At 45.1% G+C, this 25604-nt stretch carries 18 protein-coding genes; 13 read left to right on the top strand and 5 right to left on the bottom strand.

Features of this window, described 5'->3' with window-relative positions:
- Window positions 1-115: 115 nt before the first annotated feature.
- From NSU15_RS25880 to NSU15_RS25865, 4 genes are all read left to right on the top strand, one after another.
- Window positions 116-1513 (top strand): MATE family efflux transporter, encoded by a 1398-nt coding sequence (locus tag NSU15_RS25880; protein ID WP_339288055.1) that lies wholly within the window; start codon window positions 116-118, stop codon window positions 1511-1513.
- A gap of 259 nt (window positions 1514-1772) precedes the next feature.
- Window positions 1773-2441 carry a hypothetical protein gene (locus tag NSU15_RS25875; RefSeq protein ID WP_231573929.1) on the top strand — a complete coding sequence of 223 codons (669 nt, stop codon included), beginning with the start codon at window positions 1773-1775 and terminating at the stop codon, window positions 2439-2441.
- A 132-nt stretch (window positions 2442-2573) separates the two neighbouring features.
- Window positions 2574-3584 (top strand): ketoacyl-ACP synthase III, encoded by a 1011-nt coding sequence (locus NSU15_RS25870; RefSeq protein ID WP_339288053.1) that lies wholly within the window; start codon window positions 2574-2576, stop codon window positions 3582-3584.
- Window positions 3585-3766: 182 nt separating this feature from the next.
- Window positions 3767-4381, top strand: coding sequence for an S-layer homology domain-containing protein (locus tag NSU15_RS25865; RefSeq protein WP_339288051.1), 615 nt, complete (start codon window positions 3767-3769; stop codon window positions 4379-4381).
- A 114-nt stretch (window positions 4382-4495) separates the two neighbouring features.
- Here the strand turns inward: NSU15_RS25865 and NSU15_RS25860 are convergent, their stop codons facing one another.
- Entirely contained in the window at window positions 4496-5512 is a 1017-nt protein-coding gene (locus NSU15_RS25860) for a LacI family DNA-binding transcriptional regulator (protein ID WP_339288049.1), read from the bottom strand.
- Window positions 5513-5818: 306 nt separating this feature from the next.
- Here NSU15_RS25860 and NSU15_RS25855 point away from each other — a divergent pair, with 306 nt between their 5' ends.
- Window positions 5819-10714, top strand: a complete 4896-nt coding sequence (locus tag NSU15_RS25855; protein ID WP_339288048.1) for a carbohydrate binding domain-containing protein — start codon at window positions 5819-5821, stop codon at window positions 10712-10714.
- A 60-nt stretch (window positions 10715-10774) separates the two neighbouring features.
- Here the strand turns inward: NSU15_RS25855 and NSU15_RS25850 are convergent, their stop codons facing one another.
- Complete coding sequence (locus NSU15_RS25850) at window positions 10775-11335, bottom strand: transcriptional regulator (RefSeq protein WP_042130945.1); 561 nt, start codon at window positions 11333-11335, stop codon at window positions 10775-10777.
- Window positions 11336-11594: 259 nt separating this feature from the next.
- On the opposite strand from NSU15_RS25850, the gene NSU15_RS25845 reads away from it, so the two are divergent.
- The 8 genes from NSU15_RS25845 (at window position 11595) to NSU15_RS25810 (ending at window position 20066) form a co-directional block, all read left to right on the top strand.
- The gene (locus tag NSU15_RS25845; protein ID WP_042130944.1) at window positions 11595-12791 is read left to right on the top strand and encodes a glycine betaine/L-proline ABC transporter ATP-binding protein; all 1197 of its coding nucleotides are present in this window, start codon (window positions 11595-11597) and stop codon (window positions 12789-12791) included.
- Window positions 12791-13624: a proline/glycine betaine ABC transporter permease gene (locus NSU15_RS25840; RefSeq protein ID WP_042130943.1), complete on the top strand. Its 834-nt coding sequence runs from the start codon at window positions 12791-12793 to the stop codon at window positions 13622-13624. The genes NSU15_RS25845 and NSU15_RS25840 overlap by 1 nt, the downstream gene beginning before the upstream one ends.
- 15 nt (window positions 13625-13639) lie before the next feature.
- On the top strand, window positions 13640-14509 hold the full coding sequence (locus tag NSU15_RS25835; RefSeq protein ID WP_042130942.1) for a glycine betaine ABC transporter substrate-binding protein: 870 nt from the start codon (window positions 13640-13642) through the stop codon (window positions 14507-14509).
- Window positions 14510-14764: 255 nt separating this feature from the next.
- Window positions 14765-15376: a VTT domain-containing protein gene (locus NSU15_RS25830; protein ID WP_076121214.1), complete on the top strand. Its 612-nt coding sequence runs from the start codon at window positions 14765-14767 to the stop codon at window positions 15374-15376.
- A 375-nt stretch (window positions 15377-15751) separates the two neighbouring features.
- Window positions 15752-16612, top strand: coding sequence for a sporulation protein YunB (gene yunB, locus NSU15_RS25825; protein WP_076121212.1), 861 nt, complete (start codon window positions 15752-15754; stop codon window positions 16610-16612).
- A 69-nt stretch (window positions 16613-16681) separates the two neighbouring features.
- The gene (locus tag NSU15_RS25820; RefSeq protein WP_076121210.1) at window positions 16682-18136 is read left to right on the top strand and encodes a hypothetical protein; all 1455 of its coding nucleotides are present in this window, start codon (window positions 16682-16684) and stop codon (window positions 18134-18136) included.
- The gene (locus tag NSU15_RS25815) at window positions 18133-19335 is read left to right on the top strand and encodes a hypothetical protein (protein ID WP_339288046.1); all 1203 of its coding nucleotides are present in this window, start codon (window positions 18133-18135) and stop codon (window positions 19333-19335) included. Before NSU15_RS25820 ends, NSU15_RS25815 begins: the two co-directional genes overlap by 4 nt.
- Window positions 19332-20066, top strand: a complete 735-nt coding sequence (locus NSU15_RS25810) for a glycosyltransferase (protein WP_042130937.1) — start codon at window positions 19332-19334, stop codon at window positions 20064-20066. Before NSU15_RS25815 ends, NSU15_RS25810 begins: the two co-directional genes overlap by 4 nt.
- 20 nt (window positions 20067-20086) lie before the next feature.
- Here the strand turns inward: NSU15_RS25810 and NSU15_RS25805 are convergent, their stop codons facing one another.
- The 3 genes from NSU15_RS25805 to NSU15_RS25795 are packed head-to-tail and all read right to left on the bottom strand — an operon-like array spanning window position 20087 to window position 25511.
- Window positions 20087-22036 (bottom strand): glycosyltransferase, encoded by a 1950-nt coding sequence (locus NSU15_RS25805; protein ID WP_076121207.1) that lies wholly within the window; start codon window positions 22034-22036, stop codon window positions 20087-20089.
- A gap of 14 nt (window positions 22037-22050) precedes the next feature.
- A complete protein-coding gene (locus tag NSU15_RS25800; protein WP_042130936.1) occupies window positions 22051-23472 on the bottom strand; it encodes a glycosyltransferase in 1422 nt (473 codons plus the stop codon).
- A complete protein-coding gene (locus NSU15_RS25795; RefSeq protein WP_339288045.1) occupies window positions 23469-25511 on the bottom strand; it encodes a glycosyltransferase in 2043 nt (680 codons plus the stop codon). Before NSU15_RS25795 ends, NSU15_RS25800 begins: the two co-directional genes overlap by 4 nt.
- Window positions 25512-25604: the final 93 nt, after the last annotated feature.

Raw genomic sequence — 25604 nt, 5'->3', positions numbered from 1 at the left:
TGAAATCTGTACCATCACCAAAAGTATATCATCTATAATTTAGTCTGACCTAAAGAAAAAATATGCTGTTTCTCAGGTCCAGTATGCATGTTTGGTTTAAGGGGAGGTTTGTTTAGTGAAAAAAGAAAGACAGGGCTTTGGACTATGGGTATTGGCTTGGCCTATATTTATAGAGGTGTTTCTTCAGACCCTGCTAGGTACGGTGGATACGCTAATGGTCAGCCGTATTTCTGATGATGCAGTCGCCGTAGTCGGCATTTCCAATCAATTGTTCGGTGCGTTGACCACACTTTTTACCACCTTTGCGGGCGGGGCGGGTATCCTGATCGCGCAAAGAATGGGTTCAAAACGTTTCAGCGAAGCGCGTACAATCGCAATTATGGGCGTATCGGTTAGTCTCATCCTTGGTATTGTCGTGAGCATCATCTTGTTCTTCTATGCGGGTCCAATAGCAGGGATTCTAAATATATCGCCTGAGCTATTATCACTGTCTAATGTCTATATCGCGTATGTTGGCGGCGGACTGTTTTTGGTGGGGATGATTGCATCCCTTGGTACAGCGATTCGAAATACAGGAAATACTAGAGGGCCAATGTACACAGGGATCATCATAAATGTCATCCATATTATTCTGAACTATATCTTTATATTCGGGATGTTCGGTCTGCCACAGCTAGGGCTTGCGGGAATTGCGATCTCAAGTATTATCAGTAGACTGGTCGGAGTGATCATGCTGTATACCATGTTTAGAGGTTCCTTCCAGATTAAGATAAGACTTAGAGATTTCCGTATATTCAACGGCAAGCTATTCAAGGAAATTATAAAGATTGCTTGGCCACTTGGAATTAATTCTTCCTGTTGGGTGTTCTCTCAGCTAATTGTATATTCCTTTCTAGCCGCACTTGGAGCTGAAGCGTTAGCAGCACGGACTTATCTTAACACCTTAGAGTCCTTTTGCTTCACGTTAGGATATGCAATCGCGCTAGCCGGACAGATACAGATCGCGCATTTGTTCGGGGCAGGCAAATTGAAAGAGGCTTACCGTAGTGCGTATCGCACACTGTATATCGGGTTAGCCATTGTAACAGCGAACATGTTATTGCTATTTCTTTTCGGAAGGAATCTGCTAGGTTATTTCACTTCCGACCCGCGGATTATTGCTATTGGGATTTCCCTGCTGGCTCTAAATCTCTTACTGCAGCCTTGCAAAATGTTGAATATGGCCATGGGTAATGCATTGAACGCCATCGGTGATACCCGATATACGATGTATACTTCTATCGTTTCTATGTCCATTATTGGAGTGGGGTGTTCCTACTGGTTTGGCATTAGCTTAGGCTGGGGGCTCACAGGGATCTACTGCTGTATGATTGCTGATGAATTTGTACGGGGGATGCTTGTTCTTATGCGCTGGAAAGGGAGAAAGGTTCTCCGTCAGGCGGATATTTTAAAAAGCGAAGAGAATGCCTCTATTCACAGCGGAAGTAAAAGAAGAGCCTTTCTTAGCATTTAAGGAGTAAATAGAATACAGGCAGCGATTTGTCCGTGCTTTTTTGGAGAAAGAGGTGATTCCATGAGTAGAGCTTATTACTTTGAGATCACCTCTTTTTTTCGCGAATAAATAGATGTTCATTCATATTAAGTTTGATTCGAACGGATAAATGAGTTAGCCTTTAGAGCATGGGTAGCTGTTTTATAAATACATACTACTGAAGGGTTTGAGGAAAATGCCGTTAAAATGGAGAGGCTTGACGATCCTAGCACTGCTCTTAATGATGATACTAATATCGGGATGCTCTAATGGTACCGTTCACGTTACGGTGAATAAGAATCAAAGCGTAGATTTAGCAATGAACGTGAAATTGGATTCCCGTACAGAAGCGTTGATCAGCGATAAAATGGAGAAGAGTCTGACAGATAAATTGAAGGAGGAAGGGATTCAGTTAGAAAAACGACAAGAAGGTAAGTCTACAGTCTATGAAATTCAGAAAAATTACCCTTCATTTGAGGACATAGGTTCAACCTCTATGGGGCTGGATATTGTGGATCTACAGCTCGTTACTAAAAAGAATTTGTTATATACCACGTATGATGTTGAGGCACAGCCTCAATTTAATAGCTATATGGATACCATCATGGATAATATGGGGACATTGAGTTTATCGAAGCCGATTATTCGGGCGGTGCTGAAGAACTTGGCATTTGATTTTAAATTAACGTTGCCAATAGATCTAGTTGGTGATAATAATGCAACTGTTGATGAAGGCAGAACACTTACCTGGAATGTTACGCTGGGGGATACGGAGCCGATCAAAATGCAGCTTTATGTGCCAAATGTATGGAATATAGTGATCATGTTAATCATCCTAGTGGTGGTGATCATTGCTGCGATTCTATTTTTCGTCAGAAAAAGAAAACACCGTAAAGTAAATCGTGCTTAAGTGGTTCGAGATATGTATTGAAAGTGCCGGGAAGCCATGCTGCTTTACCGGCTTTCTTTACTTTAGAGCAGGTGTAGAGTTATAATTAGTACCAAGTACTAATATCAGATACTAAATGAAGAGGTGATTGGAATGACAGGTGCAAAAATTACAGCTATCGGAACTTATGTCCCGGCAAAAAGACTGACGAATGCTGATATTGAGCAGATGGTGGATACTAATAATGAGTGGATTGTGGGACGGACTGGAATCCGTGAACGCAGAATTAGTCGGCAGGATGAATACACAAGCGATTTATGTGTAGCTGCAGTACAGGATTTAATGAAACGTTATGGAAAAAACGTTGAGGATGTGGATATGGTCCTTGTAGCTACTAGTACACCTGATTTTTCCTTTCCCTCAGTAGCTTCTTTGATTCAAGACCGCTTAAATATTCCGCAGACTGCTGGAGCAATGGATTTGAGCGCAGCGTGTGCGGGTTTTGTATATGCACTTCATACGGCTCATAGCTATGTTGCTTCTGGGATGCACCGTAAGGTTCTAGTGATTGGTGCGGATACAATCTCCAAGATTACAGATTATACTGATCGCAGTACATGTATCCTTTTTGGAGATGGGGCTGGTGCAGTACTTGTGGAGAGTGATAAGCAATCAACGGGCTTTTTGGGCTTTCAGCTAGCCAGTGATGGCGGTGGTGCACATCATGTGTATCGCACGGGTCTAGCCCATACGGTGAACCATATTGAACTGGTAGATACACAGATGCTGGTACAGAACGGGCGCGAGGTATTTCGCTGGGCGGTCAGAACCGTTCCTCTCGGTGTACAGCAGTTGCTTGAAAAAGCAGAAGTGGCTCTGGAGCAAGTTGATTGGTTTATTCCGCACAGCGCCAATATGCGAATGATTGAGCCGATTTGCGAACGATTGAACTATCCGATGGAGCAGGTGCTGCACAGTCTTGTGAATTTTGGCAATACTTCTGCCGCAACGATTCCCTTAGCTCTTGATTTGGGTATACGTGAAGGTAAAGTAAAGAACGGGCAAAAGATTTTAATGTATGGCTTTGGTGCGGGGCTGACACAGGCCGGCCAACTGGTAGAACTAAACCTGGATGAACGGGTAGGGGAGCCGACTTTATTGTAAGTTGTTTAAGTAAATATAAATAAGATGAGATTTGTTAACGCTACGACCGTTTCCCGGTGCTTTTCCGGGAGTAAACTGTACCCGTGAAGATAACACTACCGATTCTTAATGGAACCAGTCCAGCGTTAGCCGGTTTTATCGTATTGAGGAAAATGGTAGCTTTACTTATCTAGGGGGGGGCGATGAATCCGTCCAAAACCAGTCTTACCGTAGATTTGAATCATTTTAGCCAATATGTTGTTCTTTCGTTCCAAAGCAGCTATCGTGATGTACCTGAGAGTCACTGGGCATACAAGACTATTCAAGAATTATCTACTAAACAAATCGTGAAGGGACAATCTGAAGCTATGTTTAACCCATCGGGTTCCATCACAAGAGCAGAATATGCAGCTCTCCTCAGCAGAGCGCTTTTCTTAACTGCGAGTCGTCCGACTTCATTCAAAGATGTAGTCGCTGGATCGTGGTATGAAGAGGCGGTCAATGCAACCTTTGAAGCAGGTATTATTCAAGGCGTATCCGAGGATCGTTTTGACCCGAATCAACAGATTACCCGCGAGGAAATGGCGACTATGCTGGTAAGAGCCTATGCATATCGTACGGGCGTTAAGCCGGAAGCAAGCACATTCCATGCGACTAATGACAGCTCTAAAGTTAGTTCTTGGGCAGTAACCTATGTACAAGATGCGCTAGAAGCTAAGCTTCTGTCGGGTCATCAGGATGGTAACTTCCTTCCACAGGCGATGACAACCCGTGCCGAGGCAGCTCAGAGTATTTCAAATCTACTAGCGAAATTCTAGAACAGGATTTAAAGCTTTCCGCATGAAAAATCCCCTCAAGTTAGACAATGCCTTAGACTTCTTATCGAGGTCAAAGGTACTGTAAACTTTGAGGGGATTTATTCGTGTTATATCCTAAGATTTCAATTGGCTTCCGCAGGACTCGCGCACAACAAGTACTGGCTCCACAACAAATGAACCACCACCTGACTGATTGTTAATCAAGTCATAGAGCATATGGGCAGCGAGGATACCAAGTCGTTGTTTGTTCTGACGGATGGTAGACAGTCTTGGTGTAGTATATTTGCAGGCTTCGATGTCATCACAGCCGATGATGGCAATGTCCTCTGGGACACGGAGGTCATGTTCTTTTAATGCACGGATGGCTCCTAAAGCCAGCAAATCAGAGGCAGCAAAAATGGCCTTTGGTAAACTGCCACTTTGTATTAATTGTTGCATAGCATCATAACCGCTAGGCTCAAAGAAATCTTCGCCATGTACAAACCAACGCCGGTTCAAGGGGAGACCGAAACTTTCGATAGCTTTGGTATATCCTGCTTCCCGTAGATTGGAAATTTCTGAATCCGCAGCACTTCCTATAAAACCAAGCTCCCTATAACCCAGAAGGTAAAAATGCTCCACGACCTTAGAGGATATTTGGAAGTTATCTGACATAACAAAGCCTGATTTCTTCCCTTTTAGTTCGAGATCTACCCCGATACAAGGAATACTGCTCATATCCAGATCGTGGATCGTCGGCTCCATCTTCTGTCCGGATATAATGACACAGCCATCCACATTAAAATGAACAGCACGCGCGAAGTAATCTCCGCTGCTAATAAATTTTTCGTTCGAAAAGAAGATGAGATCGTATCCTAGTACACCCATTTGTTTCTTGAAGGAATTTAATACCTCAACGAAAAAAGGATGCGTAAATTCTACATTAAGCTCACCAGCGAAAATCACACCGATCAGATTCGATTTCTTGGTTGCAAGTGTTTTGGCGGAGTTGGATGGTGAATATCCTGTTTGCTCGATGATCTCTAGGACTCGTTGTTTGGTCTTTTCCGAAACATCGCTGTAATTATTCATAATTTTCGAAACGGTCGAGACAGAAACGCCCGCCATTTCGGCAATCATTTTGATATTCATATGTAATATAAGCCACCCTCCGCTTAATAGTTGAAATATGGGGGAAAGACTGTAGTAGAGCGGTTATTTATGAGTTTTTTTGAATGGAGTGAAGTGTAAAACAGTTATTTTAAGTCTATTCTTATTGCCGAAACAAGTCAAACGGATATTTTAACACTAAGATATATTCCGAAAGAATAATGTAAAAAAATTCAAAATTATATCTTTACAAATATGGAAATCTAAGCAACAATAGCATTGTCGAAACCGATTTCGATTCTTCGCTTGAATTACGAATATTACGAAATTCGAGGAGTGATGTTTAGGATGAAGAGGAATTTCACAGCAGCAGTAGCTGCTATGCTCCTTGTCACCGGGCTGCTATCACCGGTTGGGAGCATGACTGCTTCAGCGGCAGAGGCATTAAAGGTAAACTCACCTGATTCAGCGGTAACGAAAGTGGGAAGTACAGCAATCGATGTGTTGAAAGCGTTTACGGATGTATCTCCAAGTCATTGGGCTGCAGGTCCATTACAGCGATGGAGCGAAAATGGGATTATAAGTGGATATGATGATGGGTCGTTTCGACCGGGCAAGGAAGTCACGAAGGCAGAATTCGCGGTTATTATGAATCGTATATTTAATTATCAAGAGCAAACGGATAAGCTCCCAGTGGATGTCTCGGCTACAGACTGGTATAAAAGTGATATTGCCAAAGGGATTGCTGCTGGATATTTAAGCAGTGATCAGAATAACAAGATCTATCCTTCACGTGCGCTTTCGCGCGCTGAAGCGGCGCTATCCTTAGAGAAAGTATTTCGTTTCAATACGGACAAAAGCAGTACAGCGGTATTCACTGATCTGAACGGAGTGAGTGATGAAACTGCAAAAGCTATAGCAGCGCTATCTAGTGCTGGCTTTATTAAAGGTTATCCTGGAGGTTTGTTTAAGCCTGAGGGCGGAATTACACGTGCAGAGCTTGCTCAGCTTGCTGATCGAATGGTTTCGGGACTCATCTTAAAATCTGGAGAGACTTCGCTTGGAACAGTAAAGGGCAATGTAGTCATTAATCATGCCGATGTGATTCTTAAAGATACTGTTATTCAAGGCAATCTGTATTTAACCGAGGGGATTGCCGAAGGGAATGCGAAGCTTGAAGGTGTAAAGGTAACAGGAGCTACGTTTGTACGAGGTGGCGGCGAGCAGAGTATTGGCTTAAACAATGCTTCTCTTGGACCGCTCCAAGTAGCCAAGCCTAATGGCAAGTTGCGAATTTATGCCAGCGGGTCAACAACTGTGGGTACTGTGCAGCTGCAATCCGGAGCTATCTTGGAAGAGAGCAGCGATCTTACGGGGGCAGGCTTTGGAGATATTGTAATAAACGCTGTCCCTCACAATATCGTACTTCGCGGGGGATTTGCCACGGTTAGCTCGGGAGACTCAGCAGTCAGCGGTTCTTTGCTAAGAATCTCAGGAACTGTTGCCAGTCTTACGGTGGGCAGTTCAACGCAATTGACTCTGGAGAACAATGCACAGGTGGCCGCGTTAATCCTGACTGCGAGTGCTGGAGGCACTGCGATTCAAGGCAGCGGAAGCGTAACCTCAATAGATAACAAGGCCGATGGAGTAACGATTGGCGGTTCGCCAGTGAAAAAAGGAAACACTGGTAAAACGACGCTGCCAGTAGCAACTTCAGCCTCAAGCAGTTCTGGTAATGGAGGTCCAACACCAACTAACGATCCATGGACGCTGGTTTGGGGAGATGAATTCAATGATGGGACCATTGATCCTACGAAATGGACCTATGACCTTGGAGACGGCTCACAATTTAACAATCCAGGTTGGGGCAACAACGAGAAGCAATGGTATACAAGTGATGAGAAGAACGCAAAGGTACAGGATGGTAATCTAGTGATTACCGCGCGTAAAGAAGCAGTAAGTGGCAAGGAGTACACTTCTTCGCGACTTAAAACGAAAGGTTTGTTCAGCAAGAAATATGGTAAATTTGAGATTCGGGCAAAAGCACCTACCGGAAAAGGATACTGGCCGGCGATTTGGATGCTGCCGGAGAACTACGAATACGGGACTTGGGCTTCCTCTGGAGAGCTTGATATTATGGAGGGTTGGGGCAGCCGTCCTAATACGGTAGCGGGCACTATTCATTACGGCGGCGAATGGCCTAACAATGTGTACTCTGGTAAAGAGTATGTATTCCCGGAAGGCTCCACGATAGAACAATTCCATACGTACTCCATTGAGTGGGAACCGGGAGAAATTCGCTGGTATGTAGATGGTGAGCTGTTCTTGACTAAAAATGACTGGTACAGCATCAGCAATGGCCAGCCTGCGAATAATGCTTATCCAGCACCGTTCAATCAGGAGTTCCACCTGCTGTTAAATCTGGCTGTTGGCGGCAACTTTGATGGTGATCCAACACCAGAAACCGTGTTTCCAAAATCAATGCAGGTTGATTATGTCAGAGTCTATGAACTGACAGGCCGTGAGTATCGTGAGCCGGTGCCAATAACACTGGACAAGGAACCTTACTTGGAAGGCTCAAAGCTAGCACTTCCTGACGGCAATCTTGTCTATAACAACAACTTCACGGAGCAGGTTCCAGGAGATGATGGGATGGGCATACCGAATACTTCACACTGGGTTTTGTTTAAAGAACCTGGTGCTGATGCTACAGTCTCCACGGTACCGATAGGGGGACAAAACTTCGTAAAGGTAAATATCAATAATGCTGGAGGAAATGCCTACTCCGTACAACCTCAAGCAATCGTATCCGTTGCTAAAGGCAGATTCTATAAGCTCAGCTTTGATGCGAAAACTGACGTATCACGTAATATTAGCGTTAAATTAACGGGGGGAGAATCACGTGGCTTTGCCGCTTATTCTCCAGCGCTTAAGGCAGAGCTGACTTCCGAAATGACTCATTACGAAACAATGTTTCAGATGAAGGAAAACTCTGATATTGCAGCACGAATAGAGTTCAACATGGGTACTAACGCTTCACCTGTTTGGTTAGGGAATGTTCGTCTGGAAGAAGTAGATAGTATTCCATTTGATCATGATGGTGTGAAGACACCGCTCGGTAGCGGTAATCATCTGTACAATGGTACTTTTGATCTTGGAGAGGTAAATCGGATGAGCTATTGGCACGTAGAAACAGTCAATGGTGCAACGGCTAATGCTAATGTAAATGACAAAGGCAAGCTGAAACTGCAGATTGGCGGTAGTGAAAGTGGTGAAGTTCGATTGCTTCAGAAGGGAATCCAGCTCATACAAGGTCAAGATTATGAAATTACTTTTAATGCTGGCGTATCCTCCGAACGTACAGCCACAGTTCAGCTACTTGGAAAAGACGGCAGCGTACATGCGCAGCAATCGGTTAACTTAGCTCAAGGTGAACAAGAAATTAAAGCTGTCTTCACTAACCTTGCAGGTACAACAGATCATGAGGGACAATTCGTATTACTTCTGAATGGTGCTACGGATACAGTCATCTTGGATAACTTCAAATTGCTGCGCACGAGCTTTTATTATGATCCATCGCTTGTCTACTACCCGCTGGTGAATGGGGAATTCAGCGCCGGATTTAATGCCTGGGACCGGCTATTGACAGAACAGGGTGGACAGAGCAATGCTACCGCGGCAGAGGGTACAGCGAAATTTAGCATTACGAATACGGGTAGTCAGCCATACTCCGTGATGTTATTTCAAAATAATTTGAAAGCTGCCAGTGGAATAGATTATGTGCTAGAGTTTGACGCCAGCTCAACTGTAGCCCGGAAAATCCAAGTGAATGTTGAGAATGCGTCTTATCAGGCTTCGTTTTCAAAAATTGTAGATCTTACACCAGCAACGAATCATTACAGATTCGAATTCCGTCAAGGCAGCAAGGACACCCTGTCTCTAAAATTTCTGCTTGGTAAAGTGGAGGGTGTTAGTATTGCCCAAAGCCATGATATTATCATCGATAATGTTAAATTTGAAATTAAAAATGCACCTGCCAAACCTCAGGAATTAAGTAGCGACAGTACGAATAATAGAGTGTCGCAGCCGATTGAGCTAACCTTCATAGACCATGAGGATTGGAGAAAGAAAATTGTTGCAGTGAAGGTTAATGGTGTAACTCTTGAACCTGAACAATACACCATTGAGCCTGGGAAAATCACCGTCGTTGCAGCAGTATTTCCAGACGAGGGCAGCTATGCAATCACTGTAGAAGCTGACCATTACGCAAATGGATTGGTGCTTCAGACAATACTTGCTAACGATAACAATCTAGTCATAAATGGCTCGTTCGGCAGTGGGAAAACGGGTTGGTCTACATGGTCTGGAGAAGGCGGTGTTTCTGCGTTTGATGTGAAGGATGGCGTGGCAGAAATCTCGATTACGTCGGCAGGATGGGAGGCGTGGCATACACAATTTTACCAAGAGGGTATCCCGCTGGAAGGCGGAAAAACGTATGAGGTGAGCTTTAAGGCGAAATCAACGGTTCCGCGGCAGATCATCCTAGAATACTCCAAAACTTCTGCAGCTTCCGCTCAGGCTAAGTTTGATATTACTGCCGATTGGGCCACTTATACAGCACAATTCACGGTATCGAACAGCAATCCGTTGCAGCTGAATTATCTGATCGGTAAAACGCTGGGCGCTGATCCTTCGGCTAACAGTACGCCCCACACGATTTCTTTTGACGATATAGTGGTACGGGAGGTACAAGGTGGTCCGCCGGTGACGCCGCCAAGCGGCAAGCTGGATAATGGAAACTTTGATGTGGATTCCAAAGGGTGGAGCCAGTATTTTGATGGAACTGGTACTGCTACTGTAAAAGATGGGGAATTTGCGATAGACCTGACAGGTACAGGGCAAGCTGCCTATAGCGCACAAGTGGATTACGAAAATCTGAAGCTTGTTCAGGGAAAGACGTACACCTTGAAGTTTAAGGCCCGTTCTAGTGTAAACCGCAATATTCAGGTAGCTGTGGAGCATAAAGGCGGGGACTATACCAAATATATGGAAGCGGAGCTTGTAGCTCTGACCCAGAACATGAAAGAATTCAGCTATACATTTACCATGAACGGTGCGACAGACGCAGGGGCTCATCTGGTATTTTTACTTGGGCTTATTGACGGGAACAGTACGGAGACGAATAGTGAAATTAGTGCGGGCAGCACGATTTATTTGGATGATGTAAGCTTAATCGAAGGTTAAACGAAAAAAAACGGCAGTGTTTTCCTTTTTACAGGAGCACTGTCGTTTTTTTGCATGGAATTAAGATTCTTCTTTAGGGATAAATTCGAAGATCTTACCATTCTCAAAGGATTCAATTAATTTTAGCAACCAGCGGTAGTAATTAATGGATTCGGTAATCTTCTCTTCATCTGTATTTAAGAGCTGCATAAGTTTACTATCGTCACTATATTCTTTTTTCATATCGCTAATTTCTGCAAGTGATTTCGCTAGTGAGATCATATTTCCTTCAACGGCTTTTCTCCATTTAATAGAGAAGTAATCACTGAAGTTCTGATGCCAGTCAGGCACAGTGGTAAACAGGTCTTTGCGAGTCCCTCTCCCCCAAACTTTGTCGATCATTTTCAGATCTAGGAGGGTACGGACTCCCGTACTCATGGACGTCTTACTCATTCCCATTGTTTTGCTTAGTTCATCTAGTGTCACTGGACCTTGATTAAAATACATATAACCGTATAAATGCCCAATAGATAAAGTTATGCCGTATAGGTCCATATTTTTACCGATAGAGTCTATCACACGTTCACGTGTCTTACTAATCTTCTCTATTTGTTCGGGTGTTAACCCTTCTAAATCGTTCATGATGTCCCTCCTGAGGAATAGGTCGATAGACTGCTGCAACCTTATACAATGTATTGTAATCAAATCCCCCTCCATAAGTAAAGAAATCATGAAGAAAGGAATTTGGTGTAAAACAGAGTATGCTATACGTAAAGTACGTAAAGTTAAAACTGTACACTAAATTTTATCCGAATATGGTGTTTGCATGAATTTTCAATAGTCCGGTACACTACTATAAGTGAACTAAACCCGGATATATCTTCGGGAGAAGGAGGACAGCATGGCTATTATAGAGGTGAAAAAGCTAACCAAAGTATTCGGTCATGATGCGGGACGGGCGATTCCATTATTAGAGCAAGGGTGGTCGAAGGAAAAGATCGCTCAGGAATTGAAGTTGACGGTCGGAGTCAACAAAGCCGAATTCAGCATTGAAGAAGGAGAAATATTCGTAATTATGGGGTTGTCCGGCAGCGGTAAGTCAACGTTGGTTCGTTTGTTGAACCGTTTGATTGAGCCTACAGGGGGACAAGTTCTTTTTAAAGGAAAAGACGTCGTTAAAATGAACCCGGAGGAGCTGCGTCAATTTCGGCGCAAGAACATCGGCATGGTGTTTCAGAAGTTCGCATTGTTTCCACATCGGACGGTACTGGAGAATGCGGAATACGGACTTGAGGTTCAGGGCGTAGATAAAAAGAAGAGAACTGAACGGGCCATGGAGGCATTGCATTTAGTTGGTCTGAAGGGCTGGGAGAATCATCGCCCGGATCAACTTAGCGGAGGAATGCAGCAGCGTGTGGGACTAGCTAGAGGACTGGCTAATGACCCTGATATCCTGCTCATGGATGAAGCATTTAGTGCACTGGATCCGCTTATTCGAAAAGACATGCAGCAGGAGCTGCTGGAATTGCAGTCCAGAGTGAAGAAGACGATTGTGTTCATCACTCATGATCTAGACGAAGCTTTGCGGATTGGTGATCGGATTGCACTGATGAAGGACGGAGTTATCGTTCAGATTGGTACACCGGAAGAGATTCTCATCCAACCTGCCAATAAATATGTAGAGCGTTTCGTGGAGGATGTGGACTTGTCCAAGGTGTTGACTGCAGCGCATGTGATGCGGCAACCGGAAACGGTTAGACCTGAGCGCGGACCTCGTGTAGCACTTCAATTGATGCGAGACAGCGGCATATTCAGCCTGTATGTGGTAGACAAAGAAAATAAGCTCCTGGGAGTTATTACAGCTGAGGATGCGGCACAGGCACTAAAAGATAATAAGTCCATCTTAGAGGTTACGCGGCGGGAGATTCCTCGTGTACATCCAGAAACGCTGCTTAATGATTTCTTTGAGCTAATATCTGAGACACATTTGCCTGTAGCCGTCGTAGATGAAGCGGATAGATTAAAAGGCATTGTGATTAAGGGAGCCGTTCTTTCCGCACTCGCGGGTAACGCGGTACCGGAAGGAGAAGGATCATAATGGACATTCCAAAACTGCCTTTAGGAAAGGCACTCGAGTGGTTGGAAAACTGGCTAACGACGTATTGCGGTCCCTTGTTCGATTTTATCGCTACGATTATCGGCGGGATGGTTTCTGCGATTGAAGGTGCGCTCACGTTCCTGCCTGCATTAGTGCTTATCGTACTTATTGCAGCGTTGTCTTATTGGATTGGGAAATGGCGCATGGCTTTATTTGCGGTAATTGGACTGCTCTTAATCGATAATCTCGGATTATGGGGACCTTCGATGCAGTCTTTAGCCCTTGTTCTAACCGCCTCGATATTGGCTGTGTTGATCGGCGTACCGATTGGTATTTTATGTGCGCAGCGGAATGCAGTTAGAAACACAGTTACGCCAATTTTGGACTTTATGCAGACGATGCCGGCGTTTGTGTATTTATTACCAGCGGTATCGTTTTTCTCGCTTGGCGTAGTTCCAGGTGTAATTGCATCGATCATCTTTGCGATCCCACCGACAATTCGTTTGACCAATCTCGGTATTCGTCAGGTTTCAGAGGAGCTAGTAGAAGCAGCTGATGCTTTCGGTTCAACACCTACTCAGAAACTGGTTAAATTGCAGCTGCCGATCGCGCTGCCAACGATTATGGCAGGTGTCAATCAGACGATTATGTTGTCACTCTCGATGGTTGTCATCTCATCTATGATTGGTGCGCAAGGTGTAGGTGCTTATGTATACCGTGCGGTATCGCAGGCTAAGACAGGAGATGGGTTCGAGGCGGGGATTGCTATCGTTATTATAGCTATTCTACTCGACCGCTTAACGCAAAACGCACTAAAACCAAAACAGAGATAGGGGTTTTGAATAAATATGAAGAAAAAAAATATAGGTATATTCCTGTTAGTGGTCATGATGATCACTGTTATTGCTGGATGTTCATCCACTAGTAAAGAAAAGGTAAAACTGGCTTATGTGGCATGGGATTCAGAAATCGCAAGTACTTATGTAGTGAAGGAAGTACTTGAAACTAAGCTTGGAGCTACTGTTGAAATGCTGCAGGTGGATGCTGGCCCAATGTGGGCAGGGGTTGCTGACGGTAGTGCGGATGCGATGGTTGCTGCTTGGCTACCAAGCACACATGCAGCATATTTAGAGAAGTATGGTTCGAAAATCGAAGATTTAGGTGCTAATTTGAACGGCACTAAAGTGGGTTTGGCTGTTCCGGCGTACATGGATATCAATTCTATTGAAGACTTGAAGAACAGTGAGCTGGCAGGTAAACTGAACAATCGAATTATTGGGATTGAGCCGGGTGCGGGTATTATGACGACAACTGAAAAGGCCATTGCGGAATATGGTCTTAGTGATTACACGCTGCTAGAAAGTTCATCTGCAGCGATGGCTCAGGAGCTACAAAAAGCCTATGACAATAACGAGCCTATTGTTGTAACGGGTTGGACACCACACTGGATGTTTGCCAATATGGATCTGAAATATCTGGAAGATCCAAAAGGCGTATATGGTGCGGATGAGCAAATTCATACGATGGTTCGCCAAGGTCTGAAAGATGACATGCCGAATGTCTATAAGTTCTTGGATCAATTCGAGTGGACTGCTGAAGATATGGCAAAGGTAATGGTTGAGGTTCAAGGCGGAAAGTCACCAGAGGAAGCTGCTAAGACTTGGGTGGAGAACAACCCAGATAAAGTGAATGCATGGATTCAAGGTGTGGAATTGTAAGTAGATAGAATTCTGTGGTATGATGTGAAGAATCAATGGATTACAAAAGTGTAACTTGTACGCTAACCACTGTTCTTTACAAATGCACTTCATAAGCAAACTCATTCAATAAAACACCCCGGAAGGGGTGTTTTTCTTGAGAATATAAGGAAAGTAACATATATATTTTTCTTATATTTTAATGCTTACACTTATGCTTTAGCGAAGTAAATCAGGAGGCAGCTGCTGCAAGGAGTCAAGAGAGGAGACTGCTTCATGACAGAGACCATAAATACCTGGATAGATTGGCTGTTGCAAACACTTGGCCTTAGTGGACCCTCTATTTTATTTGTGACGATTCCGTTGGCGCTTTTGCAGAGTATATTAGGATTCTTTCCATTTGTGATTTTGATTGTCCTCCATGTGTCTGTCTTTAACGTTGTTGGAGGCATGTTAATCAGTTGGCTGGCTTGTAACTTAGGTGGTATACTGATGTACTTCCTTATTCGGCGTTACCTGTACAATTGGTTTGATCGAAAATGGAGATCTAAGCTGAAACGTTATGACAAATGGCAACGGTACTTGGATCGTTATGGAATCTGGACTTTGGTGCTTCTACGTACGATTCCCATTATTCCGAACAATGTGATCAATTTTATGTCGGCTGTTTCACCGATTAAAGCATCATCTTTTATTTGGGGAACAGTGCTTGGAAATCTGTCTTACATTTGGCTATTCGGTACGATTGGATCAAGCTTAATTGTCCCTAGGGAAGAATGGAACGGTTATCTTACTTGGTATGCCGTGTTTATCGCTGTTCTAATCGGTATCTTTGTACGGCGGCACTGGGATCATCTGCAGGAAGATAAGCGGAGTAGAATGCACTAATTTTATATGTTCAATTTATCTTCAAATGAATGAAGAACGTTTCTTTGGCATTGTCCGCCGGAGGGAACGTTCTTCTTTTTTGTCTTCTTTCCGAATACCTTAAACTAAGTGGAGGTGGCTTGACCTCTACGTAAGGTGGGAGGGACTATCGCAATGGGGAGATTAAGAAAATGGGGGAACCGAGGGCTAAGATTACCTGATCTAGGTCAGCTTCGGCTGCCAAAAATAAATGGGGGCGGGGCGCCGAGGTTCTCTGGAAGAAGCTCCGCGTTCAAGTCAAAACCTAGTAGGGCAGCGGCAAGACCACAGAGTTCACGCTTTGAAGCTAAACGAAGTAGAAGTCATATGAGATCGTCCAGTAGGTCAGAGAGAAAGATGACCGTTTCTGGTGGAAACACGCGTAAGCCAAGAAGCCGGCGCAAATTTTGGTTGATTGCATCCTTGGTATTGATTGTGCTTGTGCTACAAGCACTGCGATACGTGGAACTGCACATGAAGCCACCTATCTTGCATTTAGCGCAAATTCGTGTGAAGCAAATCGCAACAGAGTCGATAAATAAGGCGATTACTTCACAAGTAGCGAATGGAGGAAATGCGGAGGAACTGATTGATTGGAAGACCGATAAGAACGGGAAAATATCAGGCTTTATGCTGAACTATGCGGAGCATATGCGTATTACTTCGCAAGCGGCAGAGGTAATCCAGACCACGTTGCAGGATTTGCATAATCAGACAGAATATATTCCGCTCGGTCAGGCACTAGGTAGTCCTCTCATCGCCTCTTATGGACCTGATATCCCGATCAAGATTGAACCGCAAGGTGCTGTGAAGGTTGAACTCAGCACTCGCCAGCAAAATGCCGGAATCAATATGATTTTAGTCGAGGTCTATATCCATATTGTTACGGAGGTCGCGGTGGTTATTCCTTTTGATATGGAACCCCAAGTGGTGGATACGGAAATTCCTGTGTCTTATCTGATGGTCGTCGGAGACGTGCCAATGTATTACTACGATAATCAGGGTCAGCCAGTCGGAGCTAATGGCAGCAGTGCCCCGGGAATTGCTATTCCCGCACCCTCTGTAAGCGGAGATAAAAATGGAGTATCAGATCAGAGCACGGATGCCACTGGGAATAGTAAAGAGAATAGCAATCCATCGCCAGCTTCATCCAATTCCTCGAATACGGGTGGAACTCATACAGAAGAAGGCGACAAAGGTGTAAACGCAGGAAATTAAGGGATATCGTGCTTCACGGCTCATAGACTATAGGTAGAGTAGCTTTAAATAAATGGAGTGTGAGTCCTGATGTCACATGAATCGCTGAATGTGGAACGCTTGGCGGGGAGATATGGTTTCCTAGAACGTGCCGGACTTCTCCCCTTGCCTAGTCATGACGGGATTTCTATTGTAGTTGAGCTTAGCCGTATGGAATGTGCCACGGTCTGTTTGCCCTTGCTGCTGCTTCATTCAGGAGCCGATGTGCGTATTATTGCTGTTTCAATGACCCCCGATTTCCCCATGGAGGTATTAGCAGGACAGTTCTCACCGGAGGAGCCAGTGATCTTCCTACCCTATGAGAAGGAGGAGTATATGCCTAACCTAGCTCTGGCCCATATCGAGACCGATTTTGCTGTTCTGGTTGAAGATTCGATAATGGTATCTCCGGGCTGGTTAAGTGAGTTACTGTGGACTCACTTTGATGATGCTTCTGTTAGAGTCATTGCTCCGCGTTCTTCTACCGAGAGGGGGGAAGGGAAGAAACGGCTTCACTTTGGTACTCATCATGAATTTGCCGAGCATGTAAGCTACAGTCTTGGGCGGTATCAAGGAGAATGGCGCGAGATGGAAGTGCTAACCGGATCTTGTCTTCTATTCACTAAGGAATTGATTCAGCGAATTGGCGGCTTTGACACTTCGCTTCAAGCGCGGCATCTCATGATAGCTGACTGGTGTCTTAGAGCGCGGCAGATTGGAGCGAAACTGGCTCTGAGTGAAGCTGTGTATGTTCATGCTATTCAGTCACTGGATAGATACCTGAGAAATAAGGACGAATCTAAACAGACGGATGGCTGGCAGACATACTACAAGAAATGGGCACTTGAAAGCGGGGGAGAGAACGAAGGACATTTAGTACCGCCTGCTGAATCCTTAAAAATTCCTCAGCCGGTTATACCATTGGGCAGGCTACCCTTAGCTTCTCCTTTGGTAACGGCCATAGTGTATGGTGATGAAGCTTGGGATTGTGATGAGCTGAAGGAGCAATGGATAGCTGCACGGGAGCAGCAGAGCTACAAGCATATTCGCTGGATTTGGATCAGAGACACTTTGGTGGACGCTGCTCCTGAGTTTCCGGCTAGTGAACATGATGTAGTGATTACAGTTCGCGGTGAGGACGCATGGCTACGGGCATTAAAGAACGCAGCTGCATTATATGAGAGTGAGATCATTCTGTATTTGTCCACTTCTATCCATTATGAGAAACGTTATATTGAGCGGGTGGTGAAGGCCATAACCCAAGGCTCCGCTGATCTGATCGTAAGTTTATCGACTGAAATGGAGGAAGCTGGGGTTCATTTGCTTGCAGGGGGAGATTCGGCGCTCACTCTACCACTTGAACGTGTTGCTTACAAAGGAGGGATTGTGCCAGGGATGATTAGCAATAGGAAGTTTACTTCCCGTCAATTGCTGCTTCACCCTAATGCCTCTCTGGTAACAGGCTATATTGGGGATTTGTCCGATTCCAAGGAGGCACACCCATGAAATATCTAATTCTAAGCGGAGGTTCTTGGGAGGATTACGAATATAAAAGATTGCTAGAGCTTCTTCCCGACCGGGAAGAGGTCTGCTTTGTTGGACGGATGACTCTTGAGCAGCAGACTAATAGCCAGATCCAGGCAGTTGCAGCTGTAAATATTTATTCTCTGAACATGAAGCATTACACGATTCTTGTCTCTTCTCCTTATTGGCTTTCAGAGGTTCTCTCCTTGCAGGCAGCCTATGTAGTGGCCCTGCTAGAACGTTGTCCGGAAGAAGAAAATAAGTGGTTATGGGAAAAATACAGCGGTTTGCTAGGCGCAAAGGCCGACCTTGCAGCCACCCGATCCGAGCGAATATATCTAGAGCAGAGCCTACGCAGGGAAGGTGTAATCTATCTCGGCGGGGATCAACAGGAATCCTACGGAGTTACCTTTCAGGGAGATCGGCTGTATTTTCTCACGGATTATGAGGTGCTGTGGAGGAAGGCCATAGTGAACTTGTGGCAGGATTCATCTATGTCATCTGCTGATTGGATTACTATGCAGCTTGAGTTGCGGGCGGACTATTACATTTCCATGTGTGCTAAGTTACCCAGTCAACCTGTTGTACATTACTTGGCAGCTTCCTATCTCTACTTGTTGGGGGATGCCGCAGCTAACCGTTATCTGGCGCAGTCCTTTGAGCTCATGGTGTTATATGAATATTTAGATTGTCTTCATTCGCATTTCCGTTTTTTTTCGGCTATAGAGGGTAAGACGGGGGATTTGGAAACAGCCGTTCAACAGTACACGATTACTGCGTTTACTGCTGAGGAGAAGCTGGAGGCGGAAAGGCTGCTGGGCTGGCTTCACTCTGGGCAGTACGAACTTGTTCGAGCAGAGCTCTTCCGCTTGAATGAGGATGAGGCTGCGGCAATACGGATTTTAAGCTCGCTTCCTACCTCAGAGGCAAAGCTGTTATTGATTCGAAATTATATTCGGACCTTCCAATGGGAAAAAGCACTAGAGCTTCAGCAAGAATTAGAGGGAAGTGTTGATGGGGTTATAGATGGCACAATACACTTGCTACATGGCAGAAGACATGAGGCTATACGCAGCTTCTTGAATGCGGCAGGGAAAGACAATCAGGCATGGCCGCTGTTATCAGAGATGGCGGATCTAGAAGAGGCTATAAGACGATTGAAAAGGAGAGTGGAGGGATGAGTCATAGATGGCCTCTCCGCAAAACAGCAGGTAACCGCTTGACGGCTATGATGCAGGTTCGAAATGAAGCAGGCAGATATCTGGAGCAGGTGCTTGAAGAACTAAGCGAGTTCGTGGATGATATTGTGATTGTAGATGATGGAAGTACAGATAATACAGCACAGCTTTGTCGTTCTTTTGCCAAGGTTACGAAGCTTGTGACACTGGAGACCTCCTTATTTAATCGTGAGTGGCAGTTAAGGCAGACGTTATGGAATTTGGCAGTATCTACGAATCCGGATTGGCTCCTGTCTGTGGACGCTGATGAATTCTATGAAGAGGCAGCCAAACGGGAGATGAGACGGCTGATTGATCAGGATGTGTATGACTGGGTATCTTTCCGGCTATTTGATTTCTGGGGGGGCACCACCCATTATCGTGAAGATGAACATTGGAATATCCATACGAAGCATACTCGTACACTTGTCCGATATTTGCCGAATTTTCATTACTTTTTCCCTAAAATGGATCATCATGTGCCTAGGCTCCCGCTTTCCTACTCTGTATTGCCGGGCTTTCTTGCCGAATTACGTGTGAAGCATTATGGGTGGGCTGTTTCGCCGGAAGAGCTTCATCGTAAATATTCGCGTTATCTGGAGCTTGATCCAGAAGGGCGTTGGGGGAGTCTGGAGCAATACCAGTCCATTCTAGATGAGCAGCCCCATTTGGTTGAATGGAAGGAAGAGCTCTGAAATCCGAATCTGCCAGTTGATTAAATCTGACTGGCAGATCTGACAAGGAGCCCCCATGGGATTTGACCTGTAGTTATTCCATGGGGATAAGCTTTTGCCGCGAGTATGAGCTTGTAGTAGGAGAGACCCACTGCAGCGGTAGTTCCCCCGATCTTGCGCAAAGCCATTTCATCTAATAGGGCGATCTTTGGCGTTTCCCCACAGGAGCAAGCTATTGCCATGTATAATAGCCATTCGGCGCAGTCCGTCGAGGTATTATATTGAGGGTTTTGACTAACGTAGATGGAGCACCACTGTTTCTTTACGGGGATAGGAGCTTCAAGCAATCCATAATATAGGGGCTGCGGCAGCTTGCACCATTGAAAGGAAAAACTGCCTGATTGTCGATAAAGCGTTAATACACTATCCCAAGCGCCGACCTGAAGCAGCAATTGTATAGCATAGCTCAGTTCAGGAAGAGAGGGCTTAATGCCAGAAAGACCTGTTAAAATATGATGAATCGATAACATCTCCGGTCTGTATGGCAATATGGAGACAAGCCACTGCATGGCTGATTCAGTATCTCCAGCACGGCAAGACAAGGCCCAGAGATAACCGAGTATAGATGAACGTTCGGATAGGACAGATGGATCGTGAAGCAGCTGTTCCAGCGGTGGGAGTGTGTGATAGCCGTCTTGCTGTTGTGTACATACAAGGTAAGTTTGCACAATGGTTTGAACGGCAAGCGGTAGCTGTGAAGCAATAGAGAGCGTGTTCAACCATTCAAAGTCACGAGCATTGAGCGCTGCAGGCACAAGGTAACCTAAGGTAATCGGTGATAGGGCATGAATATGACAGCGGGTCAATGCGATCAAACTTAACCGCTCTCCAGAGAGCAGACTTAGCGGGACAAGCTGTTTCCACGCATCCGTATAATTTGGTTTGAATTGTATAGCGGCCTCGTAGTGTTTCCGCGCGTTTAAATATAGAAATAACTTCTCGCACACTCTGCCTGCCAGTAGTTCTGTTCGATATGTTCCGCTTCCCGAAGAAGAAGGATATCGATATGCTGTATCTCCGCTCTTCAGGGCTTGCTGCAGGAAGTGTCTAGCTTTACCGAGCTGATTTTGTTCGAGTAACAAAGCGGCATAGCCTTCTAATAAATCAGTGAAGTCGGGAAACAATAAGCTCCCCGCATGAAAGATCTCTTCAGATTCCTGCTGCCTGTTACATCGTTGTAACGCATAGGCAGTCTTTAGATAAATATCGGAGGCATACCCGGATTGGGTCGGAACATCAGCAAGCAATGGGAGAAGTACATCTGCCGCTGCATGATATTGTTCCTGTTGATAATACTCTGCCCCTAGTGCATAACGAAGAATTAGATGGTTCGGTTGAAGCTGCAGACCACTGTTGATGAGAGCTAAATTACGCTGGTATTTTTTTTTGCGCTGTAATTCATCCTCTAAATAACCATAGTGATAAATATGCAATTCAGCAAAAGCTATCTCCCCCTCAGAAAGCTCCCAAATGCTGCTAGCTGTTTCCTCATGAATGATTCCACGAAAGATGATTCTTTTATCGTTTCTGAACAAGCGACAGACATGATCGGTAACAAAATCCGCTTCAGGGGCATCACCGATATAGTGGATAATGGGCAGCCAATAACCGTGAATATGCGCTGCGCCCAGCAGGTGCTGGAGCTGCTCCTTGTTCCAATGACCTACAGCCTCATCTGCATCAAGTACCAGAATCCAGGGGGAAGTTGCATGCTTCAGACTTAGATTTCGTGCTTTCGAAAAATCATTCTCCCAAGGCATATCGATAAGCTTTGCACCAAACTTAAGCGCGATGTCTTTGCTATTATCCTCAGACCCGGTATCCACGATGATAATTTCGGACACGATCCCTTGCACAGAGGACAGGCATTTCTCCAGATAGTTCGCCTCATTCTTAACGATCATACAAAGTGTAATATCGGGGGTGGTCATGGGAAACATCCCTCCTATTCTGAAACTTTGGGAAACGGAAGAGCGAGGCGTACTCTTTTGACCGCTGGAGAGTAGATAGCTGAAGAGGACAGTGAAGCAAGCAGACGATCCGCTGACAAAATCTGTGAACGTCCCTGTTGAGAAGCTTGAGTAAAGGCCGCTTCTTTAGCTATTGGTTGCTCCATGGTATTTATCAGCTGTGCGGCTGCTTCGTTACATCCCTCACTCTGTAACAATTCTAGGAGAATCCTGTTCTTAGTCAGTGTGTAATCTGTTAGATGAGCGTGGAACCAACCATAGATCTCACTGTCGCGACCTGCACACTTCATGGCTCTCAGCAGCCGTGCAATGACGGGAGTCGGTTCGGGATGAAGCTGTGCGGTTTTGGTGTAACAAGCAATGGCTTCGGTCTCATCACCCATCTCTTCACATAATTGACCCAGCATATAATAGGTTAAATATGAACCGAATCCAGCCTCAGTATGGTAGCCGGGAGGAGCAGCTCCGATGACCAGCGCTTGTAGCAACGCTACTTTGGCTTCTGCAAAGGCACCTAATTGTAAGAGTAGAGCCCCTTTGATATGAGCTAAGTCTGGATAATCTGGATGTGCGTTAATTCCACGATCACAGGCTGCAAGTGCCCCAGGGTAATCTTTTAATTCTGCAAGCGAGCGAATTTCATATTTGTGCAGCAGGTGGATGTAACTTGTATCAGGCGGTGCCTCTTCTAGTGCTTGTTGGATATGTTTTAGAGCAGGTTGATACTCTCCAAGACGCATATACTCCACGGCCATATTAAAATGGTGAAAAGGATCCTTAGGATTTAGCCTTAGCTGTTCTTGTAGCAGCTCGACATTTCGTTTGATTTTATCCTTTTTGACCACTACCCCTTCTGCGTAACCATAATGATGGATGATTATGGTGGTCAAATGCATCGGTGCCTGGGGGGTAGCTGTTATGATGGCCTCAGCAATCTGTTCGTGGATGATCCCGCTAAAACGGTACTTAGGGCGATTACGGAACATCCGAATAATCGGGTTGACGGTGATCGTCTGTGAAGCGGCGGTTAGCCCTTTATGATTATGAATGCGTAGAAAAAACGCTTCGTACTCCATATGCTCAGCGCAAAGCAGCAGTTCTCCTTTGCTCTCCTCACTCAGTTCCTCATCTCCGTCTAGAACGAGAATCCATTGTCCATGGGCCTGCTGAAGACCTGCGTTGCGGGCAGCGGCAAAGTCGCCGCTCCAAGGGTGGTGTATGACGTTAGCACCGAAGCTAAGAGCAATTTGAACGGTAGAGTCGGTGGACCCGGTATCGACTACAATGATCTCATCAACGACTCCGCGTACGCTTTTTAAACATTGACTCAAGTGGTCTCCTTCGTTCTTAACGATCATACATAAGGAAATTAACGGCTTTTTTCTTGAACGGTTCATAAGGATGACCTCCCTTCGCACTGACGGAAGCTCCACTTTGTGTGCCAAGGTGTACGATTCAGCAAGGAAATGGATTTACGAATAGCTCTGATATCTTCCTGCAACGGGCCATGAACAGGGGGATCGTTTAAGCTTTGTAGAGCATCCTCCATACTCAGCTTCGCTTGCTGAAGGTAACAGAGGGATAAGCCGATCCTTGCGGATTCATGCTCAGGCTCTTGTTCCAGTGCTTGCTGAAACCATTCACTGGCTTTGGAATAATGCCCTTTGTCAAAGATCATCTCACCAATATAAAAAAGCACGCTTGCATCGGCGGTCTTATCACGAACAAGTACAATAAATTCCTCTCCTGCGGCCTGCCAATTCCCTTCTTTATATAATGCTGTGGCAAATTCAGATCGATAAGCAGGGAACAGGTCTACTAAAGTATGACTAAGTGTGAGCTGATGCAGCTTTACGGATTGCCCGATGAGGTCTGAAAGGAGTGAGGCATATAAGTGATCTACCTCTATTTCTATTGGACATGCCTCTTGTTGTCGTTGGCATCGTGCAATGTATTCCAGTCCAGAACGAAGTTCACCTGATGTATGAATGAGCAGGTCGTTTTTGAATTCCCCAAATTGCTCCCATTGGCAAATGGCCCAAAGGGTATACCACTGCTTTTGATACTCTGAACTATGGTTACCTTGGGAAGCAAGTGAGATCATCTGTCTTATAGCCGTACATGCTTCTTCCAGTTTACCGGTGATGATGAGTGAAGAGATGATCCCTTTTGCAGTATCCAATTCCAATGGAAAAACATCTCGGGATAAGGTGCTAATAGTCTCATAAGCATTTATCTGATATAAACTGTCGATGATCGCGGATCTACTGGCTGGAGTTGTTGGCGGGACGAGTTGGATCAGTAATGTGGCTATTTCCTCATCGGGTACAGCTAGGTGTTGAAAAGCAGCAGCTATCCCCTGCAAGGCGGGCGTATATAAAGCATGGTGTTGAAGTGCACGATGAAAAAACCTCGCAGCATCTTCCTGAAGTCCAAGCCGCTGTGAAATTAAACCCATATGGTATAGCGGACGAAAGGTGCTCATTCCTTGCTCACATACATATTTTCCGCTAAGTCCCTCATGTTCAGGAATGGACTCTGCACGTTGATAGGCTAATAGCGCACGCTCCAAAAGTCCCTGGCTCTCCAAAGATTGACCTAATAAAAAATGCAGATCAGGGTAGTCGTCATAACGCTCCAGTTCCACCAAGAGTAAGGGATCAATCGCATTTGTTTTTCCTTGAGCATGATAAATTTTACAGAGACCTCTAATCATCGTAGGTCGATAGGAGGCTTCAAGTGCTACATGCTGGAGCGTTTGACGAAGCAAGGTCTCCGCTTCCTGAAGTTGACCGTCCTGGCAGTAGTTTACTGACAAATTGTAGGAGTGGAACGGGTCTGCTGGATATTCGGATAAAGCTAATTGCAGCAGGTGCCTATTTCGGTTGATTTTATCTTTTCGTGCCATGATTTCAGGCAAATATCCAAAATGAATAATTTCAAGCTGACTGTGTTCAATCGCTGAGAGGTTATGTTTGCTTAGGATTGAAGTATCAATGCCCTCATGAATTCTTCCACTATAACGATAACCCTGTCCATTTCGGAATAAGCGAACAGCACTGTGCTTTACCTTATCTTCGGGTAGTACGCCTACCCAATTATCAATGTTTACTATAAAAGCCTGAGCTTGTGTGTTCTGCAGGAGGCTGCGAAGTTCTGTAAGTGGGTTTCGCAGGCACTCATCGGCATCTAGGACTAGAATCCAATTCGTTGAGGCATGAACGAGCCCTTCATTACGAGCTGCAGCAAAATCATCTGTCCAATCGCGTTGGAAGACTCTAGCCCAGTGTGCTTCGGCTATAGCTATGGATTCGTCGGTAGAACCCGTATCGATCATCACAATTTCGTCAACACCAGCTACGCTTGCGAGACAGTGGGGCAGGAGATCAGCTTCATCTTTTACGATGAGGTGGACGCCAAGCGTAATATTATTCACGGTTGTTCCTCCTTGGAAGGCATTATGTGTTTGTTCCACATATGTAGATCTGCTGTAATATAAACGATTTTCGGCGTCCTTATAGTCAAAGAA

Source organism: Paenibacillus sp. FSL E2-0201 (assembly GCF_037963325.1).
Taxonomy (GTDB): domain Bacteria; phylum Bacillota; class Bacilli; order Paenibacillales; family Paenibacillaceae; genus Paenibacillus_AQ.
The sequence above is the reverse complement of the archived record's forward strand: the minus strand, read 5'-3'. Positions and strand labels throughout refer to the sequence as shown.

Bases quoted from the DNA above. Each gene is read 5' to 3' on its own strand.
- NSU15_RS25875 (WP_231573929.1), top strand. From the start codon at position 1,773: ATGATGATACTAATATCGGGATGCTCTAATGGTACCGTTCACGTTACG.
- NSU15_RS25870 (WP_339288053.1), top strand. From the start codon at position 2,574: ATGACAGGTGCAAAAATTACAGCTATCGGAACTTATGTCCCGGCAAAA.
- NSU15_RS25865 (WP_339288051.1), top strand. From the start codon at position 3,767: ATGAATCCGTCCAAAACCAGTCTTACCGTAGATTTGAATCATTTTAGC.
- NSU15_RS25860 (WP_339288049.1), bottom strand. From the start codon at position 5,512: ATGAATATCAAAATGATTGCCGAAATGGCGGGCGTTTCTGTCTCGACC.
- NSU15_RS25855 (WP_339288048.1), top strand. From the start codon at position 5,819: ATGAAGAGGAATTTCACAGCAGCAGTAGCTGCTATGCTCCTTGTCACC.
- NSU15_RS25850 (WP_042130945.1), bottom strand. From the start codon at position 11,335: ATGAACGATTTAGAAGGGTTAACACCCGAACAAATAGAGAAGATTAGT.
- NSU15_RS25845 (WP_042130944.1), top strand. From the start codon at position 11,595: ATGGCTATTATAGAGGTGAAAAAGCTAACCAAAGTATTCGGTCATGAT.
- NSU15_RS25840 (WP_042130943.1), top strand. From the start codon at position 12,791: ATGGACATTCCAAAACTGCCTTTAGGAAAGGCACTCGAGTGGTTGGAA.
- NSU15_RS25835 (WP_042130942.1), top strand. From the start codon at position 13,640: ATGAAGAAAAAAAATATAGGTATATTCCTGTTAGTGGTCATGATGATC.
- NSU15_RS25830 (WP_076121214.1), top strand. From the start codon at position 14,765: ATGACAGAGACCATAAATACCTGGATAGATTGGCTGTTGCAAACACTT.
- yunB (WP_076121212.1), top strand. From the start codon at position 15,752: ATGACCGTTTCTGGTGGAAACACGCGTAAGCCAAGAAGCCGGCGCAAA.
- NSU15_RS25820 (WP_076121210.1), top strand. From the start codon at position 16,682: ATGTCACATGAATCGCTGAATGTGGAACGCTTGGCGGGGAGATATGGT.
- NSU15_RS25815 (WP_339288046.1), top strand. From the start codon at position 18,133: ATGAAATATCTAATTCTAAGCGGAGGTTCTTGGGAGGATTACGAATAT.
- NSU15_RS25810 (WP_042130937.1), top strand. From the start codon at position 19,332: ATGAGTCATAGATGGCCTCTCCGCAAAACAGCAGGTAACCGCTTGACG.
- NSU15_RS25805 (WP_076121207.1), bottom strand. From the start codon at position 22,036: ATGACCACCCCCGATATTACACTTTGTATGATCGTTAAGAATGAGGCG.
- NSU15_RS25800 (WP_042130936.1), bottom strand. From the start codon at position 23,472: ATGAACCGTTCAAGAAAAAAGCCGTTAATTTCCTTATGTATGATCGTT.